Origin of the sequence: Gordonia liuliyuniae (assembly GCF_021738805.1) — a bacterium.
In the GTDB taxonomy this organism is placed as follows: Bacteria; Actinomycetota; Actinomycetes; order Mycobacteriales; family Mycobacteriaceae; genus Gordonia; species Gordonia liuliyuniae.
Window position 1 is genome coordinate 24733 of sequence record NZ_JAKKOR010000014.1, and the last position, 20452, is coordinate 45184.

The 20452-nt window shown below is 66.8% G+C and carries 22 protein-coding genes; 12 read left to right on the forward strand and 10 right to left on the reverse strand.

What is annotated here, in order from left to right; all coding sequences use genetic code 11:
• Nucleotides 1-25: 25 nt before the first annotated feature.
• Nucleotides 26-619, reverse strand: a complete 594-nt coding sequence (locus L5G33_RS18490; RefSeq protein ID WP_236999647.1) for a TetR/AcrR family transcriptional regulator — start codon at nt 617-619, stop codon at nt 26-28.
• A gap of 115 nt (nt 620-734) precedes the next feature.
• Between L5G33_RS18490 and L5G33_RS18495 the strand changes: the two genes are divergently transcribed.
• The 5 genes from L5G33_RS18495 (at nt 735) to L5G33_RS18515 (ending at nt 5002) form a co-directional block, all read left to right on the forward strand.
• Complete coding sequence (locus L5G33_RS18495) at nt 735-1484, forward strand: lytic transglycosylase domain-containing protein (RefSeq protein ID WP_236999648.1); 750 nt, start codon at nt 735-737, stop codon at nt 1482-1484.
• A 96-nt stretch (nt 1485-1580) separates the two neighbouring features.
• Nucleotides 1581-2864, forward strand: a complete 1284-nt coding sequence (eno, locus tag L5G33_RS18500; RefSeq protein WP_236999649.1) for a phosphopyruvate hydratase — start codon at nt 1581-1583, stop codon at nt 2862-2864.
• Nucleotides 2865-3168: 304 nt separating this feature from the next.
• A complete protein-coding gene (locus L5G33_RS18505; protein ID WP_236999650.1) occupies nt 3169-3537 on the forward strand; it encodes an FtsB family cell division protein in 369 nt (122 codons plus the stop codon).
• Nucleotides 3534-4046 (forward strand): DUF501 domain-containing protein, encoded by a 513-nt coding sequence (locus L5G33_RS18510; protein WP_236999651.1) that lies wholly within the window; start codon nt 3534-3536, stop codon nt 4044-4046. The genes L5G33_RS18505 and L5G33_RS18510 overlap by 4 nt, the downstream gene beginning before the upstream one ends.
• Nucleotides 4043-5002 carry a Ppx/GppA phosphatase family protein gene (locus L5G33_RS18515; protein WP_236999652.1) on the forward strand — a complete coding sequence of 320 codons (960 nt, stop codon included), beginning with the start codon at nt 4043-4045 and terminating at the stop codon, nt 5000-5002. The genes L5G33_RS18510 and L5G33_RS18515 overlap by 4 nt, the downstream gene beginning before the upstream one ends.
• 10 nt (nt 5003-5012) lie before the next feature.
• Here the strand turns inward: L5G33_RS18515 and L5G33_RS18520 are convergent, their stop codons facing one another.
• The 5 genes from L5G33_RS18520 to L5G33_RS18540 form a co-directional block, all read right to left on the reverse strand.
• Nucleotides 5013-5570: a DUF4395 domain-containing protein gene (locus L5G33_RS18520; RefSeq protein ID WP_236999653.1), complete on the reverse strand. Its 558-nt coding sequence runs from the start codon at nt 5568-5570 to the stop codon at nt 5013-5015.
• A 39-nt stretch (nt 5571-5609) separates the two neighbouring features.
• Nucleotides 5610-7439, reverse strand: a complete 1830-nt coding sequence (recQ, locus tag L5G33_RS18525; protein ID WP_236999654.1) for a DNA helicase RecQ — start codon at nt 7437-7439, stop codon at nt 5610-5612.
• A gap of 5 nt (nt 7440-7444) precedes the next feature.
• The gene (locus L5G33_RS18530; RefSeq protein ID WP_236999655.1) at nt 7445-7654 is read right to left on the reverse strand and encodes a hypothetical protein; all 210 of its coding nucleotides are present in this window, start codon (nt 7652-7654) and stop codon (nt 7445-7447) included.
• 120 nt (nt 7655-7774) lie between these two features.
• Nucleotides 7775-8935: a fatty acid desaturase family protein gene (locus L5G33_RS18535; protein WP_236999656.1), complete on the reverse strand. Its 1161-nt coding sequence runs from the start codon at nt 8933-8935 to the stop codon at nt 7775-7777.
• A 35-nt stretch (nt 8936-8970) separates the two neighbouring features.
• Nucleotides 8971-10041 (reverse strand): ferredoxin reductase, encoded by a 1071-nt coding sequence (locus L5G33_RS18540; RefSeq protein ID WP_236999657.1) that lies wholly within the window; start codon nt 10039-10041, stop codon nt 8971-8973.
• Nucleotides 10042-10176: 135 nt separating this feature from the next.
• Here L5G33_RS18540 and L5G33_RS18545 point away from each other — a divergent pair, with 135 nt between their 5' ends.
• The 5 genes from L5G33_RS18545 (at nt 10177) to L5G33_RS18565 (ending at nt 15329) form a co-directional block, all read left to right on the forward strand.
• Complete coding sequence (locus tag L5G33_RS18545; RefSeq protein WP_236999658.1) at nt 10177-10800, forward strand: TetR family transcriptional regulator; 624 nt, start codon at nt 10177-10179, stop codon at nt 10798-10800.
• A 53-nt stretch (nt 10801-10853) separates the two neighbouring features.
• Nucleotides 10854-12308 carry a serine/threonine-protein kinase gene (locus L5G33_RS18550; protein ID WP_236999659.1) on the forward strand — a complete coding sequence of 485 codons (1455 nt, stop codon included), beginning with the start codon at nt 10854-10856 and terminating at the stop codon, nt 12306-12308.
• 91 nt (nt 12309-12399) lie between these two features.
• Nucleotides 12400-13227: a serine hydrolase gene (locus L5G33_RS18555; protein ID WP_236999779.1), complete on the forward strand. Its 828-nt coding sequence runs from the start codon at nt 12400-12402 to the stop codon at nt 13225-13227.
• Between the two features lie 102 nt (nt 13228-13329).
• On the forward strand, nt 13330-14220 hold the full coding sequence (locus L5G33_RS18560; protein WP_236999660.1) for a serine hydrolase: 891 nt from the start codon (nt 13330-13332) through the stop codon (nt 14218-14220).
• A 491-nt stretch (nt 14221-14711) separates the two neighbouring features.
• Nucleotides 14712-15329 carry a hypothetical protein gene (locus L5G33_RS18565; RefSeq protein WP_236999661.1) on the forward strand — a complete coding sequence of 206 codons (618 nt, stop codon included), beginning with the start codon at nt 14712-14714 and terminating at the stop codon, nt 15327-15329.
• A 125-nt stretch (nt 15330-15454) separates the two neighbouring features.
• On the opposite strand, the gene L5G33_RS18570 is transcribed toward L5G33_RS18565, so the two are convergent.
• The 4 genes from L5G33_RS18570 to L5G33_RS18585 are packed head-to-tail and all read right to left on the reverse strand — an operon-like array spanning nt 15455 to nt 19024.
• Entirely contained in the window at nt 15455-16810 is a 1356-nt protein-coding gene (locus L5G33_RS18570) for a dipeptidase (RefSeq protein WP_236999662.1), read from the reverse strand.
• A gap of 5 nt (nt 16811-16815) precedes the next feature.
• On the reverse strand, nt 16816-17574 hold the full coding sequence (locus tag L5G33_RS18575) for a pirin family protein (RefSeq protein ID WP_236999663.1): 759 nt from the start codon (nt 17572-17574) through the stop codon (nt 16816-16818).
• A complete protein-coding gene (locus L5G33_RS18580) occupies nt 17574-18047 on the reverse strand; it encodes a MarR family winged helix-turn-helix transcriptional regulator (RefSeq protein ID WP_236999664.1) in 474 nt (157 codons plus the stop codon). The genes L5G33_RS18575 and L5G33_RS18580 overlap by 1 nt, the downstream gene beginning before the upstream one ends.
• A complete protein-coding gene (locus L5G33_RS18585; RefSeq protein WP_236999665.1) occupies nt 18044-19024 on the reverse strand; it encodes a pirin family protein in 981 nt (326 codons plus the stop codon). The genes L5G33_RS18580 and L5G33_RS18585 overlap by 4 nt, the downstream gene beginning before the upstream one ends.
• Before the next feature lie 211 nt (nt 19025-19235).
• On the opposite strand from L5G33_RS18585, the gene aqpZ reads away from it, so the two are divergent.
• Complete coding sequence (gene aqpZ, locus L5G33_RS18590) at nt 19236-20024, forward strand: aquaporin Z (RefSeq protein WP_236999666.1); 789 nt, start codon at nt 19236-19238, stop codon at nt 20022-20024.
• A 9-nt stretch (nt 20025-20033) separates the two neighbouring features.
• The gene (locus L5G33_RS18595; RefSeq protein WP_236999667.1) at nt 20034-20423 is read left to right on the forward strand and encodes a hypothetical protein; all 390 of its coding nucleotides are present in this window, start codon (nt 20034-20036) and stop codon (nt 20421-20423) included.
• The last annotated feature ends 29 nt before the right edge of the window (nt 20424-20452 follow it).

The window sequence follows — 20452 nt, forward strand, 5'->3', positions numbered from 1 at the left end:
TTATGAGACGGACGTCAAGATCCGTCTAAGGGTTGGTCGCGGAAAGGCCCGACCACAGCAATGACGTGACGTGATCGACGAGTTCGTCGCGACTGATCTCCCGCGTCGTGGCCCACCATTCGACACTCGACGCGACCGCGCCGACCATCGCGCGAGCCCAGACGGCGGCCGGCGCGCTGTCGAGGGAGCGTGCGGCGAATCCCGCCGCCAACACCTGCGTCAGCGTCGTCTCGACGAACGAGCGACCGTTTGCCCGCCACCGGTCCGCGAGCGCCGGAGCCAGCGTCGGATTCTCGTCGAACCACGCGGCCAACAGGTCGACGGCGGCTCGCGTCTGACCGTGGGCGTCCTCTGAACCTGTTGCCAGAGCCTGCAATCGGCCGACGATGCGGTGGGAGTGACGGGCAGCGAGTGCGTCGAGAACGCTGTCGCGATCGTCGAACGCCGCGTACACCGCCGACCGGGTGAGCCCGGCCTCCGCGGCGACCTGACTCAACGACACATCGGCGCCCGACCGGGCGATCGCGCGTTCGGCGGCATCCAGCAGCGCCTCGCGTCGCGCATCCCGATCGACTCCCGGTCCAGGTGGTCGGCCGCGTCGCCGGTTGATCTCGCTCACACGGGAGACGCTACTGGGAACCTCGGCGGGTCGTCTGGAGTTGACCTAGTGATGTGGCACGCTGGTGCCCGCCCCCGACCGGGGTGCTCCGTATGTATGGAAGGACTGATCAGCTGTGTCGACGGCAACCACCCTTCGACGCGTCGCCCTCGCCGCGACGGCCGGACTGGCAGCCGTGACGCTGACCGCCTGCAACATCGAGATGCCGTGGGACGGCCCCGACATCCCCGACGGCCTGCCGCCCGGCCCCGGCGTCCAGCAGCCGTTCGTCGACATCCACGCCCCCGGCCGCACCGCTGACACACTGCGTGAATGGGCCGCGCCCATCGCGAAGGATCTCAGCATCCCGGTGACGGCGATGGAGGCGTACGGTAACGCTGCCGAGATCCAACGGCAGCAACACCCCGAATGCGGCATCGCGTGGACCACCGTCGCGGGCATCGCAGGCGTCGAGACCAAGCACGGCACGCACCGCGACGCGGACGTCGCAGTCAACGGCGACGTCCGGCCCGAGATCCGCGGACCGCAACTCGACGGCACCGACGGCAACTGGGAGATCCGCGACACCGACAACGGGAAGATCGACGGAGACACGGAGTACGACCGCGCCGTCGGCCCGTTCCAGTTCATCCCGACCACGTGGAAGCGCTTCGGCGTCGACGCTAACGGCGACGGCAAGGCAGACCCCGACAACATCGACGACGCCGCGCTCTCGGCGGCCCGCTACCTGTGCGTGTCGGCGGACGGGGACATGACGACCCCCGAAGGGTGGGAGAAAGCCGTCCTGACCTACAACAACTCGATGGACTATGTCCTCAAAGTCCGCAACCACGCGAACGCCTACTCGGTGAACGTCAGGTACTGAACCGGCTTCCGGGACGGAGCCATTACCCTAGTAGACGTACCCGAAGGCGACGTCGCACGAGGCGTCGGCACGACCATCTGAATGGGGCTGGAACAAGTGGCAATTATCGAGCAGGTTGGCGCGCGCGAGATCCTCGATTCCCGAGGCAATCCGACCGTCGAGGTGGAAGTGGTTCTCGGCGACGGTTCTTTCGGCCGGGCAGCGGTCCCGTCGGGTGCGTCCACCGGTGAGCACGAGGCCGTCGAATTGCGCGACGGCGGCGACCGCTACCTCGGCAAGGGCGTTCAGAAAGCGGTCGAAGCAGTCCTCGACGACATCGCCCCTGAAGTGATCGGCATCGAAGCCGACGACCAGCGCGTCCTCGACCAGACCCTCGTCGACCTCGACGGCACACCCAGCAAGTCGCGTCTGGGCGCCAACGCCACCCTCGGCGTATCGCTGGCCGTCGCACGTGCCGCAGCTGAGTCGGCAGGCCTCGACCTGTTCCGTTACATCGGCGGCCCGAACGCCCACATCCTGCCCGTCCCGATGATGAACATCATCAACGGTGGCGCGCACGCCGACAACGGCATCGACTTCCAGGAGTTCATGATCGCGCCGATCGGTGCGCCGACGTTCGCCGAGTCGCTGCGCTGGGGTGCCGAGGTGTACCACGCGCTCAAGTCGGTGCTGCACAAGCAGGGCATGAGCACGGCGCTCGGCGACGAGGGCGGTTTCGCACCCGACCTGCCGAACACCGAGGCCGCGCTCGACGTCATCGCCACCGCAGTCGGGAACGCAGGCCTGAAGTTCGGCAGCGACGTCGTCGTCGCCCTCGACTCGGCGTCGACCGAGTTCTTCACCGACGGTGCCTACCAGTTCTCGGGCGCCCCGAAGACCGCAGACCAGATGATCGAGTTCTATTCGAAGCTGATCGCCGAGTACCCGATCGTGTCGATCGAAGACGGTCTCGCCGAAGACGACTGGACCGGTTGGGCCGCCCTCACCGAAGCGATCGGCGACAAGGTCCAGCTCGTCGGCGACGACCTGTTCGTCACCAACCCGGAACGTCTGGAAGAGGGCATTAACAAGGGCATCGCCAACGCTCTGCTGGTGAAGGTCAACCAGATCGGCACCCTCACCGAGACCCTCGACGCCGTCGCACTGGCGCACAACAACGGCTACAAGTCGATGATGAGCCACCGCAGCGGCGAGACCGAGGACACCACCATCGCCGACCTGGCAGTCGCCTGCAGCTGTGGCCAGATCAAGACCGGTGCGCCTGCACGCAGCGAGCGTGTCGCGAAGTACAACCAGCTTCTGCGTATCGAAGAGGGCCTGGGCGACGCCGCGCGCTTCGCAGGGGACCTCGCGTTCCCGCGTTTCAACGTCGACGCGTGATCGACTGATACGTATGGCTGAATCGACGTCCGGGCGCGGTAGCCGGGGCCGAAGCGACCGGCGAGACGGCAGGTCTCGACGGTCGCAGCCGGTCACGCGCCGCGCCCGGAGTCGGTCCGACGATGATCTCGCCGCGCTCGCCGACGCCGTCTCGACGCGCGCAGAGAACAAACCTGCTGAGGAGAATCCCGCTGGGCAAAATTCTGCGGGGAAGTTAGCGGGGAAGAAGCCTGGGCCTCGCGACGTGCGTGGGCGTGGCGGGGTCCGTCCGCCGAAGCGCACACTGGCGTCGCGCCTGGGCCACGTGGACCCGAAGCGGGCGGCCGTGATCACGTTGGTCATCGTCTTCCTGGCGTTGACCCTCGCCGTCCCCGTCCGGACGTATCTGTCGCAACGCAGTGAGTTCAACGAACTGCAGCAGGCCAACACGCAGTTGCAGAAGGAAGTCGCCGAGTACCAGCGCAAAGCAGTCGAACAGAACGACCCCGCGTACATCGAGGCGAAGGCGCGCGAACGTTTGCAGATGGTCAAGCGCGGCGAACGCCAGGTGATTTTGATCGCGCCGAACAAAGAACAGCAGGAAGCCGCGGAACGCGCCGAACGCGAGCGTGAAGCCAATCCGTGGTACCAGAACATGTGGGATGCGGTGTCGACACCGCCGGAGGGCAAGTGAGCGTTTCCGATGACGATCTCGCGGCCGTCGAGCGACAGCTCGGACGGATACCGCGAGGCGTTCTTGAAGTCAGTTACCGGACCCCGGATGGTGCGCCTGCCGTGGTGAAGACGGCGCCGCGTCTGCCGGACGGGACGCCGTTCCCGACCCTCTACTATCTGACCGATCAACGGTTGACCGGCGCGTGCAGTCGTCTCGAGTCCGGCGGCGTGATGCGCGAGATGCAGGCGCGTCTGGCCGACGACACCGAACTCGCGGCAGGCTACCTCCGCGCCCACGAGAGCTACCTCGCCGAACGCGATGCGATCGAGTCGCTGGGCACTGACTTTACCGGCGGTGGCATGCCCGATCGGGTGAAGTGCCTGCACGTCCTCGTCGCTCACTCGCTCGCGAAGGGGCCGGGCGTCAACCCGCTCGGCGACGAGGCTGTCGCTATGCTCGCCGACGTCGAGAAGCTCCGCGGCATCGCCGTCCCCGCCGACTGGCCCGCCATCGCTGGTGCACAGTGACGCGTGTCGCGGCCGTCGACTGCGGAACCAACTCGATCCGACTGCTGATCGCGGAGCTCGGGCCCGACGGCTCCCTCGTCGACGTCACGCGTGACATGGAAGTGGTCCGGCTCGGTCAGGGCGTCGACGCCACCGGCGAGTTCGCGCCGGAAGCGATCGAACGCGTTCGTGCCGCGTTGGCCGACTACGTGGACGTCATGCTCGAAGCGGGCGTCGACCGGGTCCGGATGGTTGCGACGTCGGCGACGCGTGACGCCGGGAACCGGGACGAATTCTTCGCGATGACGGCGCAGCTGCTCGGCGAGGTCCAGGCGGGTGCGTTCGCCGAGGTGATCTCGGGCGACGAGGAGGCGCGGCTGTCGTTCCGCGGCGCGGTCGGCGGTCTGGACCCGGCGGACGGCCCGTTCGTCGTGACCGACCTCGGCGGCGGCAGCACGGAGGTCGTGCTCGGGTCGGTCGTCGGTGGCGACGCCGTCGTCGCCGGCGCGTATTCGACGAACATCGGCTGCGTCCGGCTCACCGAACGCGCGCTGCACTCGGATCCGCCGACGCTCGACGAAGTCGACGCCGCGGTCGGGTACGCCCGCGACGAGTTGGCGAAGGCTTTCGCGGCGGTCGACGTGTCGGCTGCGCGCACCTGGGTCGGCGTTGCGGGGACGTTGACGACGTTCGCGGCATTGCACGCGGGACTCGACCACTACGATCCGGAGTTCATCCACCACTCGCGGATCGGGCTGGCCGACCTGCACAAACTGTGCTCCAAGCTCGTCGCGATGACGCGGGACGAGCGACTGGACCTCGGCCCGATGCATCCGGGGCGCGCAGACGTGATCGGCGGCGGCGCCCTGGTCACGCAGGAGTTGGCGCGCAACTTCGCCGACCGTGCCGCCATCACCGAGATGGTCGTCTCCGAACACGACATCCTGGATGGAATCGCGCTGGGTCTGCTCGACTGAGGTCAGCGGCTCAGACGTTGCGTCCGAACAGCGTGACGTCGTTGCATGCCTCGCAGACGTCGTCGGGGATGACGCCGGCGCGCTGCAGGTAACCGAACGCGATACAACCCGTGCACAGCCCCACGGCGAACTCGAGCAGCGCGGCGACGATCAGGGCGCCGACGATGATCTGCGCGGCCAGGCCGAGTCCGACGAGCGACAGGACGAACGCAGTGCCGGAGAAGGCGAGGCCGATGGCCTGGGCGAAACGCTTCGGCGGGCCCGCGACCGCCTTCTCCTTGCGCCACACCTGCGGAACGATCACGTGGACGGCGAGCCGACCGAAAGGCGAATAGCGCGGTCCGCCCGCCACCCGCAGCACGAAACCGAGCGCGAGCACTCCGTACAGCCACGGCTGGTTCACGACGATCGAGACGGCGGCCAACACGACCACCAGGCCGGCCGTCGACCGTGCGGCGTAGTCGTTGACCGGATTCGGGAAGTCGAGCAGCCCGCGATGCCACGACGGCTCCGGCTGCACCGCGACAGACGTTTCGACCGGGGTGAACAGGGAGTCCGGGGTGCTCATGCGGTCACCGTACGTTTGCATCGCAGGTGCGTCGAGGGTTTAGTGCACGGCGCCCGAATCGGCGACCACCTCGAGGATGGCTTCGCCGTACCGCTCGAGTTTCGCTTCACCGATGCCGTTGACCGAGAGCAGTTCCTCGCTGCTCGTCGGACGGATCTGAGCGATGCCTTCGAGCGCCTTGTTCGACAGCACCGTGTACGGCGGGATCTGCGCTTCCCTGGCGACCGATGTCCGCCACTGACGCAGCGACTCGAACACATCCCGATCGTCGTCGGACAGGTCGACCGACACGGCCACGGTCTTCGGGCGGCGTGTGCGCCCGGCTGCCCGCGTGTCCTCGCGGAACACCTGCTGCACCTTGCCGTGCATCACCGGGACGCCCGCCTCGGTGAGGTAGTACTGACCGTATTCGCCGCGTGTCTGGAGATACCCCGACGCCAGGAGTTGGCGGACGACGCTGCTCCACGCGTTCGCATCCAAGTCGGACCCGATCCCGTATGTGCTCAGGGACTTGTGTCCGAGCTGATTCATCCGCTTGTTGTCGACGCCGCGCAGGATGTCGATGAGATGTCCGGCACCGTAGTGCTGGCCGTGCTCACGGTCGAGCCGCCAGATGGTCGCCATCAGCTTCTGCGCGGGCACGGTGCCGTCCCACGTCTTCGGCGGATTCAGACACGTATCGCAGTTGCCGCACGGGCCCGAATCCTGGTCGAAATAGCGCAGCAGCTGTTGCCGACGGCACGTCGCCGACTCGCACAGCGCCAGCATCGCGTTCAAATGCTCCGACTGTGCGCGACGATGCGCGGCGTCGCCGTCGGACATCTGGATCAACCGCTGTTGCTGGACGACGTCGGCCAGCCCATACGCCATCCACGCCACCGACGGCAGCCCGTCCCGGCCGGCGCGGCCGGTCTCCTGGTAGTAGCCTTCGACGCTCTTCGGCAGATCGACGTGGGCGACGAACCGCACATCCGGTTTGTCGATACCCATGCCGAACGCGATCGTCGCGACGACGACGATGCCGTCCTCCCGCAGAAAGCGGTGCAGCGTGTCGTTGCGCACCTGCTTGTCGAGGCCTGCGTGGTAGGGCAGCGCGTTGATCCCGTTCGACACCAGGAAGGCCGCGATGTTCTCCACCGACTTACGGCTGAGGGCGTAGACGATCCCGGTCGCGGGCTCGCCGTCGACGACGCCGTCGGCCTGGATGAACTCCAACAGCTGCCTGTTGACCTGCTTCTTCGGCTCGATCCGATACGTGATGTTCGGCCGGTCGAAGCTGGCCACGAAATGCTGCGCGTCCTGCAGGTGCAGACGCTGCGTGAGTTCCTCGTGGGTGCGCCGTGTCGCCGTCGCCGTGAGCGCGATCCGCGGGACGTCCGGCCACAGTTCCGCGAGATCGCCGAGTGCCAGATAGTCCGGCCGGAAGTCGTGACCCCACTGGGACACACAGTGCGCTTCGTCGATCGCGACCAGCGACAGCTTTCCGCGCGAGAGTAGGTCACGCGTGTACTGCTGACTCAACCTTTCCGGGGCGACATAGATCAAGTCGAGATCGGCTGCGAGGTAACGGCGTTCGACATCCGCACGTTCGTCGGGGAGTTGCGTCGAGTTCAGGTATGCGGCCTTGACCCCGAGCTGACGGAGCGCGCCGACCTGATCGGCCATGAGCGCGATGAGCGGGGAGACGACGACCGCGCACCCGTCCCGAACCAGAGCAGGCACCTGATAGCAGAGGCTTTTGCCGCCGCCGGTCGGCATCAGGACCACGGCGTCGCCGCCCGCCACCACGTGGGAGACGATCTTCTCCTGGTCGCCGCGGAACGCGTCGTAACCGAAGACGGTGCGCAGCACCTCGTACTGGTCGGTCACCGGATTCAGGAGTCCTCGTCCTGAGACTGTTGAGCCTGCTCCGCCTTCTTCGCGGCGTCGCGCATCTCGAAACCGTCGGTGATCAGCTCGCCGACCTCGCGTGCCACGTCGACCACCGCGGTCGTGATGATCGCGGTGATGTTGCCGACTCGCGACGCGGCGCTCTGCACCATCTCCTGCGCGAAGTCCTTGCTGCGTTCTGCCCGACCGACCACGATGACGATCCCTCCGTTCGACGTTGCCGTCCATCGTAAGCGAGTGGGGCCCTCCGACGACTTCGGCACTTTCTTTCGGCGTCACGCCGAAAGAAAGTGCCGAAGTGCGATCAGCTCGCGTCAGGCCGCGTCGACGGCCTTCGTGCGCTCGATGTTGACGACGATGTCGTTGTCGTCGCGGGTCATCCAGTTGGGGAGCGACAGCTTCGCGATCTTCTTCCACGTCGACCCGAGCTGCTGGCGCAGCGAACCGGTGTTGTACGGCAGGTCGTACTTCTCGCAGATCGCGCGGACCTCGCCAGCCATCTCCGGGTACCGGTTGGCGGGAATGTCGGGGAACAGGTGGTGCTCGATCTGGTGCGACAGGTTGCCGCTCATGATGTGGAACAGGTCGCTGCCGACGATGTTGGCCGAGCCGAGCATCTGGCGGACGTACCACTGACCCTTCGTCTCGTCGACGCACTCTTCGGCGGTGAAAGTCTGTGCGCCCGAAGGGAAGTGGCCGCAGAAGATGATCGAGTACGCCCACACGTTGCGGATCAGGTTGGCGCTCGCGTTGCCGACCACCGTGCTCACGAAGAACGGGCCGGTGAGCGCGGGCCACAGGATGTAGTCCTTGGCGACCTGCTTGCTCGCCTTGCGCCACATGCCCTTCGCGAGGCCTTTGATGTCGCTCCACTTGCGTTTGCCCTGAACGATGTTCTCGGCTTCGAGGTCGTGCAGCATGACGCCCCACTCGAACAGGAGCATGAGCGCGGTCGCGTAACCGAGGTTGCCGAGGAAGTATGGGTTCCACTTCTGGTCGCGCGCCATGCGCAGGATGCCGTAACCGATGTCGCGGTCCTCGCCGAGGACGTTGGTGAACGTGTGGTGCATGTAGTTGTGGCTGTGCTTCCACTGGTCGCCCGGGCACACGTTGTCCCAGTCGAACTCGCGGGAGTTGTACGTGTCCTCACGCATCCAGTCGTACTGGCCGTGCATGACGTTGTGCCCGATCTCCATGTTGTCGAGGATCTTCGCGACCCCGAGCGATGCGACGCCCGCCAGCCACACCGGCGGCAGGAACGGGACGAACATCGCTGCGCGGCCTGCGAACTCGAGCTTCCGCTGGGCGCTGATGATCGAATAGATGTAGTTGCGGTCCGACTCGCCGAGGTCGGCGACGACGCGGGCGCGCAAGGCGTCGAGTTCGGCGCCCAGGGCCTCGACCTGGTCGTAGCTCAGGTCGATCTCGGTGGACGGGGCGGTCTGGGTGCGCGATGCGAGGGGTGAGACGGTCATGGTCCTTGCTTCCCTTCGAGAGTGGTGGGTGGTGGTCAGACGTCGATCTCGACGTCGCCGACGGGGGCGTTGACGCAGAGCTGGATATGGGAGTCGGGTTCGGAGTCAAGCTCGCCGGTCAGGACGTTGCGGGTGCAGCCGGACGTGCGGACCTTGGTGCAGGTGAAGCAGATGCCCATACGGCAGCCGTACTCCGGGCTGAGGCCTGCTGACTCAGCCTGTTCGAGGAGAGTCCGGCCGTCGTTGTCGGCGGTGGTGCCCGATGCGCCGAAGGTTACGGTGCCGCCGACCTGGTCGTCGGCGACGACGGAGGGCAGCGCGATCGTGAACGCTTCACTGTGGACGGCGTCGGCGATGCCTGCGTCGTCGGCGTACTCGCGGACCGCGTCCATCAGCGATGCCGGACCGCACATGTACACCTGTGCACCGCCGTGGGCGACGTCGGCGATGTGCTCGGGCGAGAAGTGCTCGGGCGCGTCGCCGCGCGTGTAGTGGAGGCGGACGTCAACGCCGTCGATCGTGCGGTTGATCGCGTCGAGCTCGGCCCGGTAGGGCACGTCGTCCGCGGTACGTGCGTAGTGCACGAACGTGATCTGACCCGAGTGTCCTTCGGCGACCAGCGTGCGCAGCATTGAGAGGACGGGTGTAATCCCGCTGCCGCCGCTGACGAGGACGACCTTCTCCGGGCGTGCAGCCGGGAGAGTGAAGCCCCCGTCCGCGGTGGCGAGCGTCACGACCTCGCCGACTTCAAGGTTGTCGCGCAGGTGATTCGAGACCAGTCCGCTGTCGTGGACGGCGACGGTGATCTCGATGTCGCCGCGCGTGTTCTCGGCGTTGGCGGGCGAGTAGAAGCGGCGGTGACGAACGCCGTCGATCACGACTCCTACCTCGACGTACTGTCCTGCCTGGTGACCCTTCCACTGGCGGGTGGGACGCAGGGTGACAGTCGTCGAGCGGTCGGTCTGACGGCGGACGTCGATCACTTTGCCGCGAGTGTCGCGCCAGGTGATCATCGGGTCGATGAACTCCAGGTAGCGGTCTACCGGGTACGGGGTGGCGGTGGCTTCGACGAGTGATTCGACGAGCGTCGCGATGTGGTGTGCCATCTCGGTGTCCTTCGGTCTGTTCGAACTTTTCAGTGAACATGTGTACACAACGAGAATGTCTGCCCGTACCGATATGTGTCAAGGTCTCGCGTGCGTGTCCGTCGTCACCGCTGGCCGGTCCACTAGACTGCTCGCGTGGCCGGAAGCCGAGCAGAGAAGAAGGAACAGACTCGGCAGGCGCTGCTCGACACCACCATCGATTTGGTGGACGACCGTTCATTCGGAAGCATCAGCCTGCGTGAGGTGTCACGCGGTGCAGGCATTGTGCCCACCGCGTTCTATCGGCATTTCGCGTCGATGGAGGATCTCGGCGTCACTCTCGTCGAGGACGCCATGCGGATGCTGCGCGGCGCATTGCGTGAGGCGCGACGCGACCTCGCCGGTCGCGGCATGCCGACCGCACGCGATTCGCTCGACATTCTGTTGCGGAAGGTTCGGACCGACCAGAAGCAGTTCCGGTTCCTGGTCCGCGAGCAGCACGGCGGGGTCGCCGAGGTGCGGCGCGCCATCGGAACCGAGCTCCGTCTGCTCTCGCGCGAGCTCGCGATCGATCTCGCTCGCACGCCCGCGCTGGTGTCGTGGGAGGCCGAGGATCTGGAAGTGGCCGCGGATCTGATCGTCACGATCATGATGACCGCGGTCGCGGAACTGCTCGACGGCGACGGCCGCGAGTCCACCGAACGGACACTGGTCGCGCGTGCGGAGAAACAGTTGGTGATGGTGTTTCTCGGGATGTCTGCGTGGCGTCCGAGTGAATGACAATGTCCGCGTGGAGGCGATGATTGTCGGACTCATGAGGAATGATCGTCCTCATGGATGTTGGATCTCAGTTCGGCCCGTACCGACTGGACGCATTGGTCGGTCGGGGCGGCATGGGGCAGGTGTTCCGGGCGCACGACACCGTCCGTGACCGTGAGGTCGCACTCAAGCTCCTCAAAGCGGATCTGGCCGCCGACGAGACCTTTCAGGAACGTTTCCGCCGCGAGTCGCAGACCGCGGCGAGACTCGGCGAGCCCCACATAATTCCGATCCACGATTACGGCGAGATCGACGGCGTGCTCTATCTCGACATGCGGCTGGTCGACGGTCGTGATCTGCGTGCGGTGTTGCGTGGCGACGGGCCGATGGCGCCGTCTGCCGCGGTCGCGCTGGTCGAACAGGTCGCGTCCGCGCTCGACGCAGCTCACGCAGTCGGGCTGGTGCACCGGGATGTGAAGCCGGAGAATGTCTTGGTGACGCCAAACGGGTTCGCCTATCTGGTCGACTTCGGCATCGCGCACCACGCGGGCGATGCGCATCTGACGCACACCGGGACCGCCGTCGGCTCGATTGCCTACATGGCGCCCGAGCAACTCGACAATGTCCCGGTCGGCCCCGCGTCGGACGTGTACTCGCTCGCGGCCGTGCTGTTCGAGTTGTTGACCGGCCGGCAGCCGTATCCGGGCGATTCGGTGAGCGCGGTCGTCAAGGCGACCGTGCTCTCGGCGGTCCCCGTGCCGAGTTCGATTAGCCCGGTGGTGACGCCTGCGCTCGACGAGGTGGTCATGCGCGGCCTGGCCAAGTCGCCGGGGGAGAGGTATCGGTCGGCGGGCGAATTCGCGGCGGCGGCTCGGGCCGCAGTCGAAGGCGCACCGCTGAATCCGGCGTTCGACGCCACCCAGATCGGTGCGCCGCTGCCGTCGGGCACCAAGAACTACTCGGGTCCCCAGTACTTCTCAGGTCCCCAGCACTTCTCAGGCCCCCAGCACTACTCAGGACCGCAACTGACGAATCCGATTCCCCCGCAGGGGTACCCGGGGCAGCCCTACGGGGCGGCATACATGGGCGGGCCCCCGGCGCAGGGCGACGACGACGGTCGCACGCTCAACATCGTTCTGGCGATCATCGCGGCGGTGCTCATCGTGGCGTTGATCGGCCTCGCGGTCTACTGGTTCGGTTTCCGCGACTCCGGCACCGCGACGACGTCCTCGTCGTCGACCACGACGATCACCAACACCGTCCAGCCGCAGACACAGACGGTGGCGCCCACGCCGCCGCCGGGCACCGCGTCGTGCGGTGGCGGAGTCGGGGTGGCGACGTCGGTGACGAGCTGTGAGTTCGCCGCGAACGTCGGGGCGGTCTATCTACAGGAGGGACAGAAGGGCGAGGCGAGGACGATCGTCGCGTCCAGCCCGGTGACCGGCCAGGCGTACACGATGTCGTGCACACCCGAGAACGGTGTGGTGGTCTGCCGCGGCGGAAACAACGCCGTCGTCGTGATCTACTGAGCCGCTCACATCGAACTGGGAAACAGATGACTGGAGGGATGCGCGCGTGGCATCGATAGCTCGAAACGTTGGAATCGCACTCGTCGCGGCGATGACCGCCGCATCACTCGCAGCGTGTGGGTCGGACTCCGAATCGGAGTCGATCGCGACGGTCACCGAGGTCGTGACGGCGAGTTCGTCGACATCCGCGGGGGCTGCTCCACAGGGGAAGGCGCGGCTCACTGCGAGCTTCGGCCAGCTGGCCGTGTCGCAGCCGGTCGGTCTCGCTGTCGTCCCCGTCGGTGGCGGCGAAGCGATGACGTTCGGCGACCAGGATCCGCAGGTCGCGTGGTCGACGATCAAGGTGCCGCTCGCGTTGGCCGCCGAACGTGCGAACGGGCCGAGTCAGGCCGAGTCGTCGGCCATCATCAACTCCGACAACGCCGCCGCGGAATCGCTATGGGCGTCACTCGGATCCAACGAGCAGGCGGCCGCAGCGGTGACCGCCGTGTTGCGTGAAGGCGGAGACGAGCAGACCACCGTGCCGTCGGCGAAACTGCGCCCCGAGTACACGGTCTTCGGCCAGACGACGTGGCCCCTGACCAACGCGGCGACGTTCACCGCCAACCTGCCGTGCCTGCCGGACAGCGGCCATCTCGTCTCCCTGATGGAGAAGGTCGCAGGTAACCAGCAGTGGGGCGTCGAAGTGATCCCGGCGCGAACGACCGCGGTCAAAGGCGGCTGGGGCCCGAGCGCGACGGGCGGGTACATCGTGCGGCAGATCGGGCTGGTGACGCTGCGCAACGGTGCCCGCGCGGCCGTCGCGATGAGTACGTATTCGCCTGGCGCTTCGATGGATTCGGGTATAGCTGCGCTCAACCTGGTCGGCGCCTGGGTTGGACGCCACCTCGCCTCGCTGCCGTCTGGTCGCTGCCGGTAACGGTCGGGCAACGCCCGGGTTTCGGGTGAGCCACGCGGATTGGCCGACCTCACATCTGTGGTTAGAGTGACAAAAGTTGTTGGTGTTACTTAAGGGGTGTTTGTGATTCGTCGTGGATCGGTGCTGCGCGGTGCCACCGCCGTACTCGCCGCAGCAGTGGTCGCCGGTGGAATAGCGATGGGGGCCGGCGCAGCTGGAGCCGCGCCGGTGATTCCGATGCCGAACGTGCTCCCGCGACTCTCCCCCCACTCGTCACAGGTCGATCTGATCAAGAGCTTCAACCGGCGTTCACGCACCATCACCAAAGCCATTCCGGGACGGATCGGTCTGGCGATCACCCCGGTCGGCACCGACGACACGATGAGCTTCGGGACCGTCAAGACGGCGCGCGCGTGGTCGACGTTGAAGGTGCCGGTGTCCATCGCTGCCGAGCGTGCCAACGGTAAGGCCGTGGTCGGCGACATCCGTTCGGCGATCCGCGCATCCGACAACGCTGCAGCCGAACGCCTGTGGGCCTCGCTCGGCGGCGATCGGCTCGCCGTGAAGCGCGTATCCGAGGTGCTTGCGGAGGACCATGACGGCGACACCCGTGTGCTGTCGACGATCTCCCGGCCGTCGAGTTTTCCCGGCTACACCGACTGGACTCTCGCCCGACAGTCCGTGTTCGGCGCGCACCTTCCGTGCCTCCCCGACTCCGGTCGGGTGCTCGGTTACATGCGAAGCGTCGAGTCGAACCAGAAGTGGGGCGTCAAGACGATGCGCAAACGTGGTGTCACCACCGCGGTGAAGGGTGGCTGGGGGCCGGTGTCCGACGCAACGGGGAAGTATGTCGTACGCCAGCTCGGAGTCGTCACCACGCCGCGAGGCGCATTCGCGGTGAGCATGGCGGCCCTGCCGTCGAGCGGAACGTTCGACGACGGGACCGCCATGCTCGACCGAATCGGTAAATGGATCTCGGCCAATCTGAACAAGATTCCGGTCGGCGGCTGCTGAATATCAGAGGCCAGGCTCCGTCGGCGATGAAGGTGAGGTCATCGCCTCCTTGAGGACCTCGCCGCTGCCCGGCTGCGTGATCGAGGCCTTCACCACGGAGTCGTCGGCGGTCTTGGCGAGCGGCCACTTGTCGAGCCGATAGACGACGAACTGTGCCGAAACACATTGCGTAACAGTAGCTTCCGCATGTCATTCGTCATCCGACGGCGTCGTTCTAGCGCACGAGCATTCGAACGTACGTTTTTGTCAGGGGTGAGTTATATCATGTTTGTAGGTCTCGGGAAGTGCTTCGGGAGCCAGTTGTTTCTTGACAATTCGATAGCGCGCCGCAGTCCAGGCGAACCCGTTAAAGACTGCTCGTTCCTCGGGTGAGAGTGCGAGCCGCGGGAGGGCTACGGCGGCCTTTGTCGGGGTGGTGTCCGGCATTCCATACGGGTGGGGTTGTTCACTTCGTTCGCTCAACCCACGGCAGGGGAGGTGCCGGTGTTGGAGTGCCGAATGATCGAAACCCGTTCTGCACAGGTCGCGTTAGGCCTGGAGCACGCAATGTCGTCGACGCCGGGCAAGCTCGCCTGGTTCGCACTGCCGAGATCGCGGGTATTCCGTTCCGTAGACGAGTCCGCACGGCGGCGGGACGGCTGACGGCGATCGGTGTCCCACCGGCGGTTGCGCACCGCACCGTCCGCAACGGAAACCGCACCGAACGCTTCGAGGTGATCGGACGCGGTACGCCGGACGGATCACTGCCGGCGGAGATGGCCGATGCTGTCGGGAAAGGCGTCACACTCGTCGAGCAACGCGTCGACCTCGACGACACGCAACGCCAGATGTTGGTGCGCAGGCTGGTCGTTCATGAAACGCCGGGCGATGTAGCGACCGCGGCGCGGCGTGAAGCGATTCGCCTCGGTGCCGCCATCGATGATCCGGAGCGGGTTCCGGTCGCGGAGGACGCTTCGCTCAATGAGACGTCGTTGACCATCGTCGAGGATGGTCGAGTCACGTCAATTCTGTCCGGATCGGACCCGCCCGACCCGCGGCGGAGTGTTGCCGCACGCCACGCTGGTCGTCCCGACCGTTGGGGAAGCGTCGGCCAGCAGTACCGCTGGTGATGGTGTGGCTCGTTTCGGGCTCACCGGCCAGCGGACCCGATCCGGCCACACCGCCGACCGGAACCACTGCGATCGCACGCCAGGCGAACCATGACCGTCCGCCCGACCGACCGCAGCGTGACGTCCTATTTCGCTCCGAACGTCGCGAGGACGATCGCCTCGGTGAGGGCGGTCCGGCGGATCTCGTCAGGATCGACGCTCTCGTCCGGCGCGTGGATGTGGCAGAGCGGCTCTTCGACACCCAACAGCGCGATCTCGGCTGCGGGATGGGCTTCGGCGAGCACCGTGCACAGCGGGATGGAACCGCCCTGCCCGGCATAAAACACCCCGTCGGATCCGTACGCGGCCTTCATCGCATCGGTGAGCACGATGTAGCCGGGACCGTCGGTCGCCGCCCGGAACGGGCGGCCGAACGCGTCCGGCTCGAACTCGACCCGCACACCCCACGGAATGTGTGCGCGCAGGTGCGCGACCAGCGCGTCGTACGTCGGCTGCGGCTCCATGCCCGGTGGGATGCGCAGGTTCAGCATCGCCGACGCCTGCGGGATGATCGCGGCCGCGCAGTCGGCTGTGCTCGGTGCATCCATGCCGATCACGGTGACGGCCGGCCGAGCCCACGCCATGTCGGCGGGGCTTCCGCTGCCGAGGATCTCGGTGCCGGCGAGCGCTCCGACGTCGGCCCGGAACTGTTCGTCGGAGTAGACGACGCCGCCCCACTCCTGCGTGTTGTCGACTCCGTCGATGACGGTGTCGCCGCGGGAGTTCCGCAGCGACGCGAGGCCTGCGACGAGCGCGGCCATCGCGTCGGGTGTCGGTCCGCCCGCTGCGCCGGAATGGACTGCTGTCTCGAGCGCCGACACGGTGACCTTCACGTTAACCACACCGCGCAGGCTCGTCGTCAACGTCGGCAGACCGACGGCGACGTTTCCGGCGTCGCCGATCAGGATGAGGTCGGCGGCGAACAATTCCGGTCGCGTGTGCACCAGGTCGTCCAGACCTTCGCCGCCTGCTTCCTCGGACCCTTCGATGATGATCCGTACGTTGCACGAGAGGTCGTCGGCGACGGCGCGCAACGCCGTTAGATGCGAGACGACGTTGCCCTTGCAGTCGGCGCTGCCGCGGCCGTACCAGCGTCCGTCACGTTCGGTCAGCTCGAACGGCGACGACGACCACAGCGCGTCGTCGCCCGCGGGCTGCACGTCGTGGTGGCTGTAGAGGGCGATGGTCGGGCTGCCCTCGGGTCCGGCACGATAGCCGACGACGGCGGGTGAGCCGTCGCTGGTAACGATCACTTCGACGTCGAATCCGAGTTCGGCAAAGGCGTCCCGGACCCATGCGGCACTCGCCGCCGACGCGTCGGCCTTTGACGAGTCGAGGTGGACGGAGGGGAACGAGACGAGGGCGGCGAGGTCATCGCGGGCGCGTTCCATGAGTTCGGAGACGGCGGACGAGAGGTTTTCGGTGGACGGAACCGTGGTCATGCTCTTCAGGATCCCACGAGATCGAAGCTCGCGTGCATCTCCCAGTACAGGATCTCGGGCCGTGTGCCGTCGTCGACGGCCGTCACCTGCACGTCGCCGGAATCGGTGAGCCGCACCGCATCTCCTTCGCGGAGAGCATGGTGCTCACCGTCGACGTCGACCGTGGCCGACCCCCGCGCGACGTACAGGTGCGCGAACGGCGCTGCGGGCAGGGCGATCGTGGTGCCTGCCAGTGGTCGCGCGATGTGCAGTGCGGCGAACCTGTTCGCGATCGGCGCGGCGCCTGATCCCTCGTGTTCGGGACGGCCCGACGCGACGACGACCGGCTGCCCGGTGTCGAGGGCGTCGTCGAACCGGTGCTCGGATTGGCGTGGCGGCAGCCCGTCGGTGTGCGGTGCCACCCACATCTGAACCACGCGCAGCGGTCGGCGTTCGGCCCGGGTCGACGCGTTGGCCTCCCCGTGGGTGATCCCGGTGCCCGCCGACATCGCGCCGAGCGTGCCGGCCTGGAGTGTGGTGGTGTTGCCGACCGAGTCCCGGTGTGTCACCGCGCCGTCGAGGACCCAGGTGAGGATCTCCATGTTCTCGTGGTGGTGGGCGTCGAGTCCTTCGCCAGGATCGACGACATCGTCGTTGTGGACCACCAGCACACCGTGAGCGTTGCCGAACAGGTCGTAGTTGCCGGTGGCCGGGAACGACTGCCGGGAGGTGAGCCACTCGTTGGCCCAGTGGTGGCGGTCGGCGGACGGGATAACTGTGATCATCACTGCTCCCCAAGGGAATCGAGTCGGGTGGCGTCGAGGTGAGCGGCGAGACGGGTCAGGACCGCTTCGAGTGCGGAGCCGTCGTCGGGCGTGAGCCCCGCGAAGAAGAGTTCGTCGACGTCGAGGCCATGCCGTTGGGCGGCCGCGGTGAACGCGTCGAACCCGGCGGCGGTGAGGCACGCGAACGCACCGCGTCCGTCCTCGGGCACGGGTTCGCGGCACACCCAGCCGCGTTTGACGAGCGCACCGATCTGATAGGTGAGCCGTGACGCCGAGAACACCATGCGGTCGGCCAACGACCGCATCCGCATCCGATGCCCGGGTGCCTCGGACAGCAGGAGCAGCACGTGGTAGTCGCTGAGGGTCATGCCGTCCGAGGCGCGCAGCCGTTCGTCGACAGCGGTCTGCACGCGGACGCTGCTCTCGATGAACAGTCGCCACGCGGCGGGCCTCCGATCGGCGGCAGCGGTCACTGACTGCCGCCCGTCCGGTGCGGTCGCAGCGCGTCGGCGGGGACGACGCCGAGGCGTCCGGCCTGGAAGTCCTCCATCGCCTCGATGACCTGCTGGCGGGTGTTCATGACGAACGGCCCGTACTGTGCGACCGGCTCGCGGATGGGCTGTCCGCCGAGCAGCAGGACCTCCATCGCGGGACGGTTGGCGTCCTGGCCGGTGTCGGCGGCGAGGGTGATGCGGTCGCCCGCACCGAGAACGACGAGCTGTCCGCCCTCGACGGGCCGCTTCTCGACGCCGACGGTCCCGCGCCCGGACAGAACGTAGATGAGTGCGTTGAAGTCCGGGCGCCACGGCACAGACAGTTGTGCGCCGGGCGAGATGCTCGCGTGGGCGAAGACGATCGGCGTGTGCGTCGAGCCGGGCCCGGTGTGCCCGTCGAGGTCGCCTGCGACGACCCGCACGAGGGCTCCGCCGTCGTCGGAGGCCAGAAGGAGGACCTGCTCGCCTTCGAGGTTCTGGTAGCGCGGGGTGAGGAACTTGTCGGTCGAGGGCAGATTGACCCACAGCTGGACACCGTGGAAGGTGCCGCCCGACTCGACGAGCTCGGCGGGCGGGGTCTCGATGTGCAGAATGCCCGCTCCGGCGGTCATCCATTGGGTCGCACCATTCTCGATGAGTCCGCCGCCACCGGTGGAGTCCTGGTGTTGAAAGCGGCCGTCGATCATGTAGGTCACGGTCTCGAAGCCGCGGTGCGGGTGCCAGTCGGTGCCGCGCGGCTCGCCGGGCTGGTACTCGATCTCGCCCATTTGGTCCATGTGGATGAACGGGTCGAGGTCGCGGGCGTGGACGCCTGCGAAGGCTCGCACGACGGGGAATCCTTCGCCTTCGTAGGCGCGTGGACCGGTCGTCACGGCCCGCACGGTGCGTTCGGTCGCGTCGAGCGGCGCAGCGGAGATGCGCGGCAGGGTCAGGGTGTCGGCGGTGACGGCGGGCATGGCTCACTCCAGTTCGTTAAAATTTGAACGATCTAGATGGGATAACGGCGGCGATGCCGAGTTCATTCCGAACCGTGACGCGCCGATCTGCTCGTCCTGCTCATAGCGCGTGAAAATCTTGGTGATACTCAACTACAGGGCGAATTGGCCTGTCGGGGAACGCCGGTGCCGAACTGGTATCGGTCGCATCATCAGATCGGGAGGTATTTGCATGAGTGACGTGGTATCAGCGCCGACCAAGTGGTTGGCAGAACTGTTCGGAACATTCTGGCTCGTCTTCGGCGGCTGCGGCAGCGCGGTCTTCGCCGCCAAGGTGATCGCCGAGGACGAGGGCACGCGGTCCAGCTTTCAAGTCGGCATCGGCTTCCTCGGTGTCGCACTCGCATTCGGTCTGACCGTCGTCACGATGGCGTACGCGGTCGGCCATATCTCGGGCGGCCACTTCAACCCGGCCGTGACGCTCGGCGCGGCGGTCGGCGGACGACTTCCCTGGAAGGACGTGCCGGGCTACTGGGTGTCCCAAGTCGTCGGCGGTCTGATCGCCGGCGCGGCGATCTACGCGATCGCCTCCGGCAAAGACGGATTCGACGCGACCGGCAACATGGCGGCCAACGGTTATGGCGACCATTCGCCGAGCGGTTACGGCCTCGCAGCCGTGCTCCTCGCCGAGATCATCCTGACCGCGTTCTTCCTGCTCGTCATCCTCGGTTCCACGGAGTCGCGCGCACCGAAGGGCTTCGGCCCGTTGGCCATCGGTCTGTCGCTGACATTGATCCACCTCATCTCCATCCCGATCTCCAACACGTCGGTCAACCCGGCGCGCTCGACAGCGGTCGCGTTCTTCAACGGCAACGGGGCTCCCGGTCAGCTATGGGCCTTCTGGGTGGCTCCACTCGTCGGCGGTCTGATCGGCGGCCTCCTGTATCCGCTCCTGTTCGAGAACGGGAAGTTCAAGTTCGGCTCATCCGGAGCGGCTGTGGACGACGGCGCGGCGTCGTAGTCTTCAGAGATGGCCATGAACCCACCGGACCGGGGCGACGACCGCCAGCGGATCCGTAAGCTCGCGCAGGCTGCGATGAACGCCGACCAGACCGTCGGACAGGTCGAATCGCTGCTCGCCGACATGGGGCCGCTCCTGGTGGGGCTGACCAAGACCGCAACGGCGCTGGACGGGACGCTCGCCAACATGGACGCGACCATCGCAACGATGGACGCGACCCTGAGCAAAGTGGACACGACGGTCGATCAGATGGCGACCGTCGTCGGCCGGCTGGAAGCGGTCACCAGCCGCGTCGAGCAGGTCGTGCTCGTCGTGGAGGCCGCGATCCGCCCCTTCGGCGTCGTCGAATCCGCTGGTCGCGCGATCGTCGGCCGACTGGGGCTTCTCGGTCGCGAGTGATCGGGATCGGCGCGGTCGCAGGCTAGTCT

Coding starts and splice junctions, on each gene's coding strand:
- L5G33_RS18575 (WP_236999663.1), bottom strand. CDS start 17,574: ATGATCACAGTTATCCCGTCCGCCGACCGCCACCACTGGGCCAACGAG.
- L5G33_RS18595 (WP_236999667.1), top strand. CDS start 20,034: ATGGCCATGAACCCACCGGACCGGGGCGACGACCGCCAGCGGATCCGT.
- L5G33_RS18520 (WP_236999653.1), bottom strand. CDS start 5,570: ATGAGCACCCCGGACTCCCTGTTCACCCCGGTCGAAACGTCTGTCGCG.
- L5G33_RS18550 (WP_236999659.1), top strand. CDS start 10,854: ATGGATGTTGGATCTCAGTTCGGCCCGTACCGACTGGACGCATTGGTC.
- L5G33_RS18555 (WP_236999779.1), top strand. CDS start 12,400: ATGACCGCCGCATCACTCGCAGCGTGTGGGTCGGACTCCGAATCGGAG.
- aqpZ (WP_236999666.1), top strand. CDS start 19,236: ATGAGTGACGTGGTATCAGCGCCGACCAAGTGGTTGGCAGAACTGTTC.
- L5G33_RS18540 (WP_236999657.1), bottom strand. CDS start 10,041: ATGGCACACCACATCGCGACGCTCGTCGAATCACTCGTCGAAGCCACC.
- L5G33_RS18585 (WP_236999665.1), bottom strand. CDS start 19,024: ATGCCCGCCGTCACCGCCGACACCCTGACCCTGCCGCGCATCTCCGCT.
- L5G33_RS18570 (WP_236999662.1), bottom strand. CDS start 16,810: ATGACCACGGTTCCGTCCACCGAAAACCTCTCGTCCGCCGTCTCCGAA.
- L5G33_RS18535 (WP_236999656.1), bottom strand. CDS start 8,935: ATGACCGTCTCACCCCTCGCATCGCGCACCCAGACCGCCCCGTCCACC.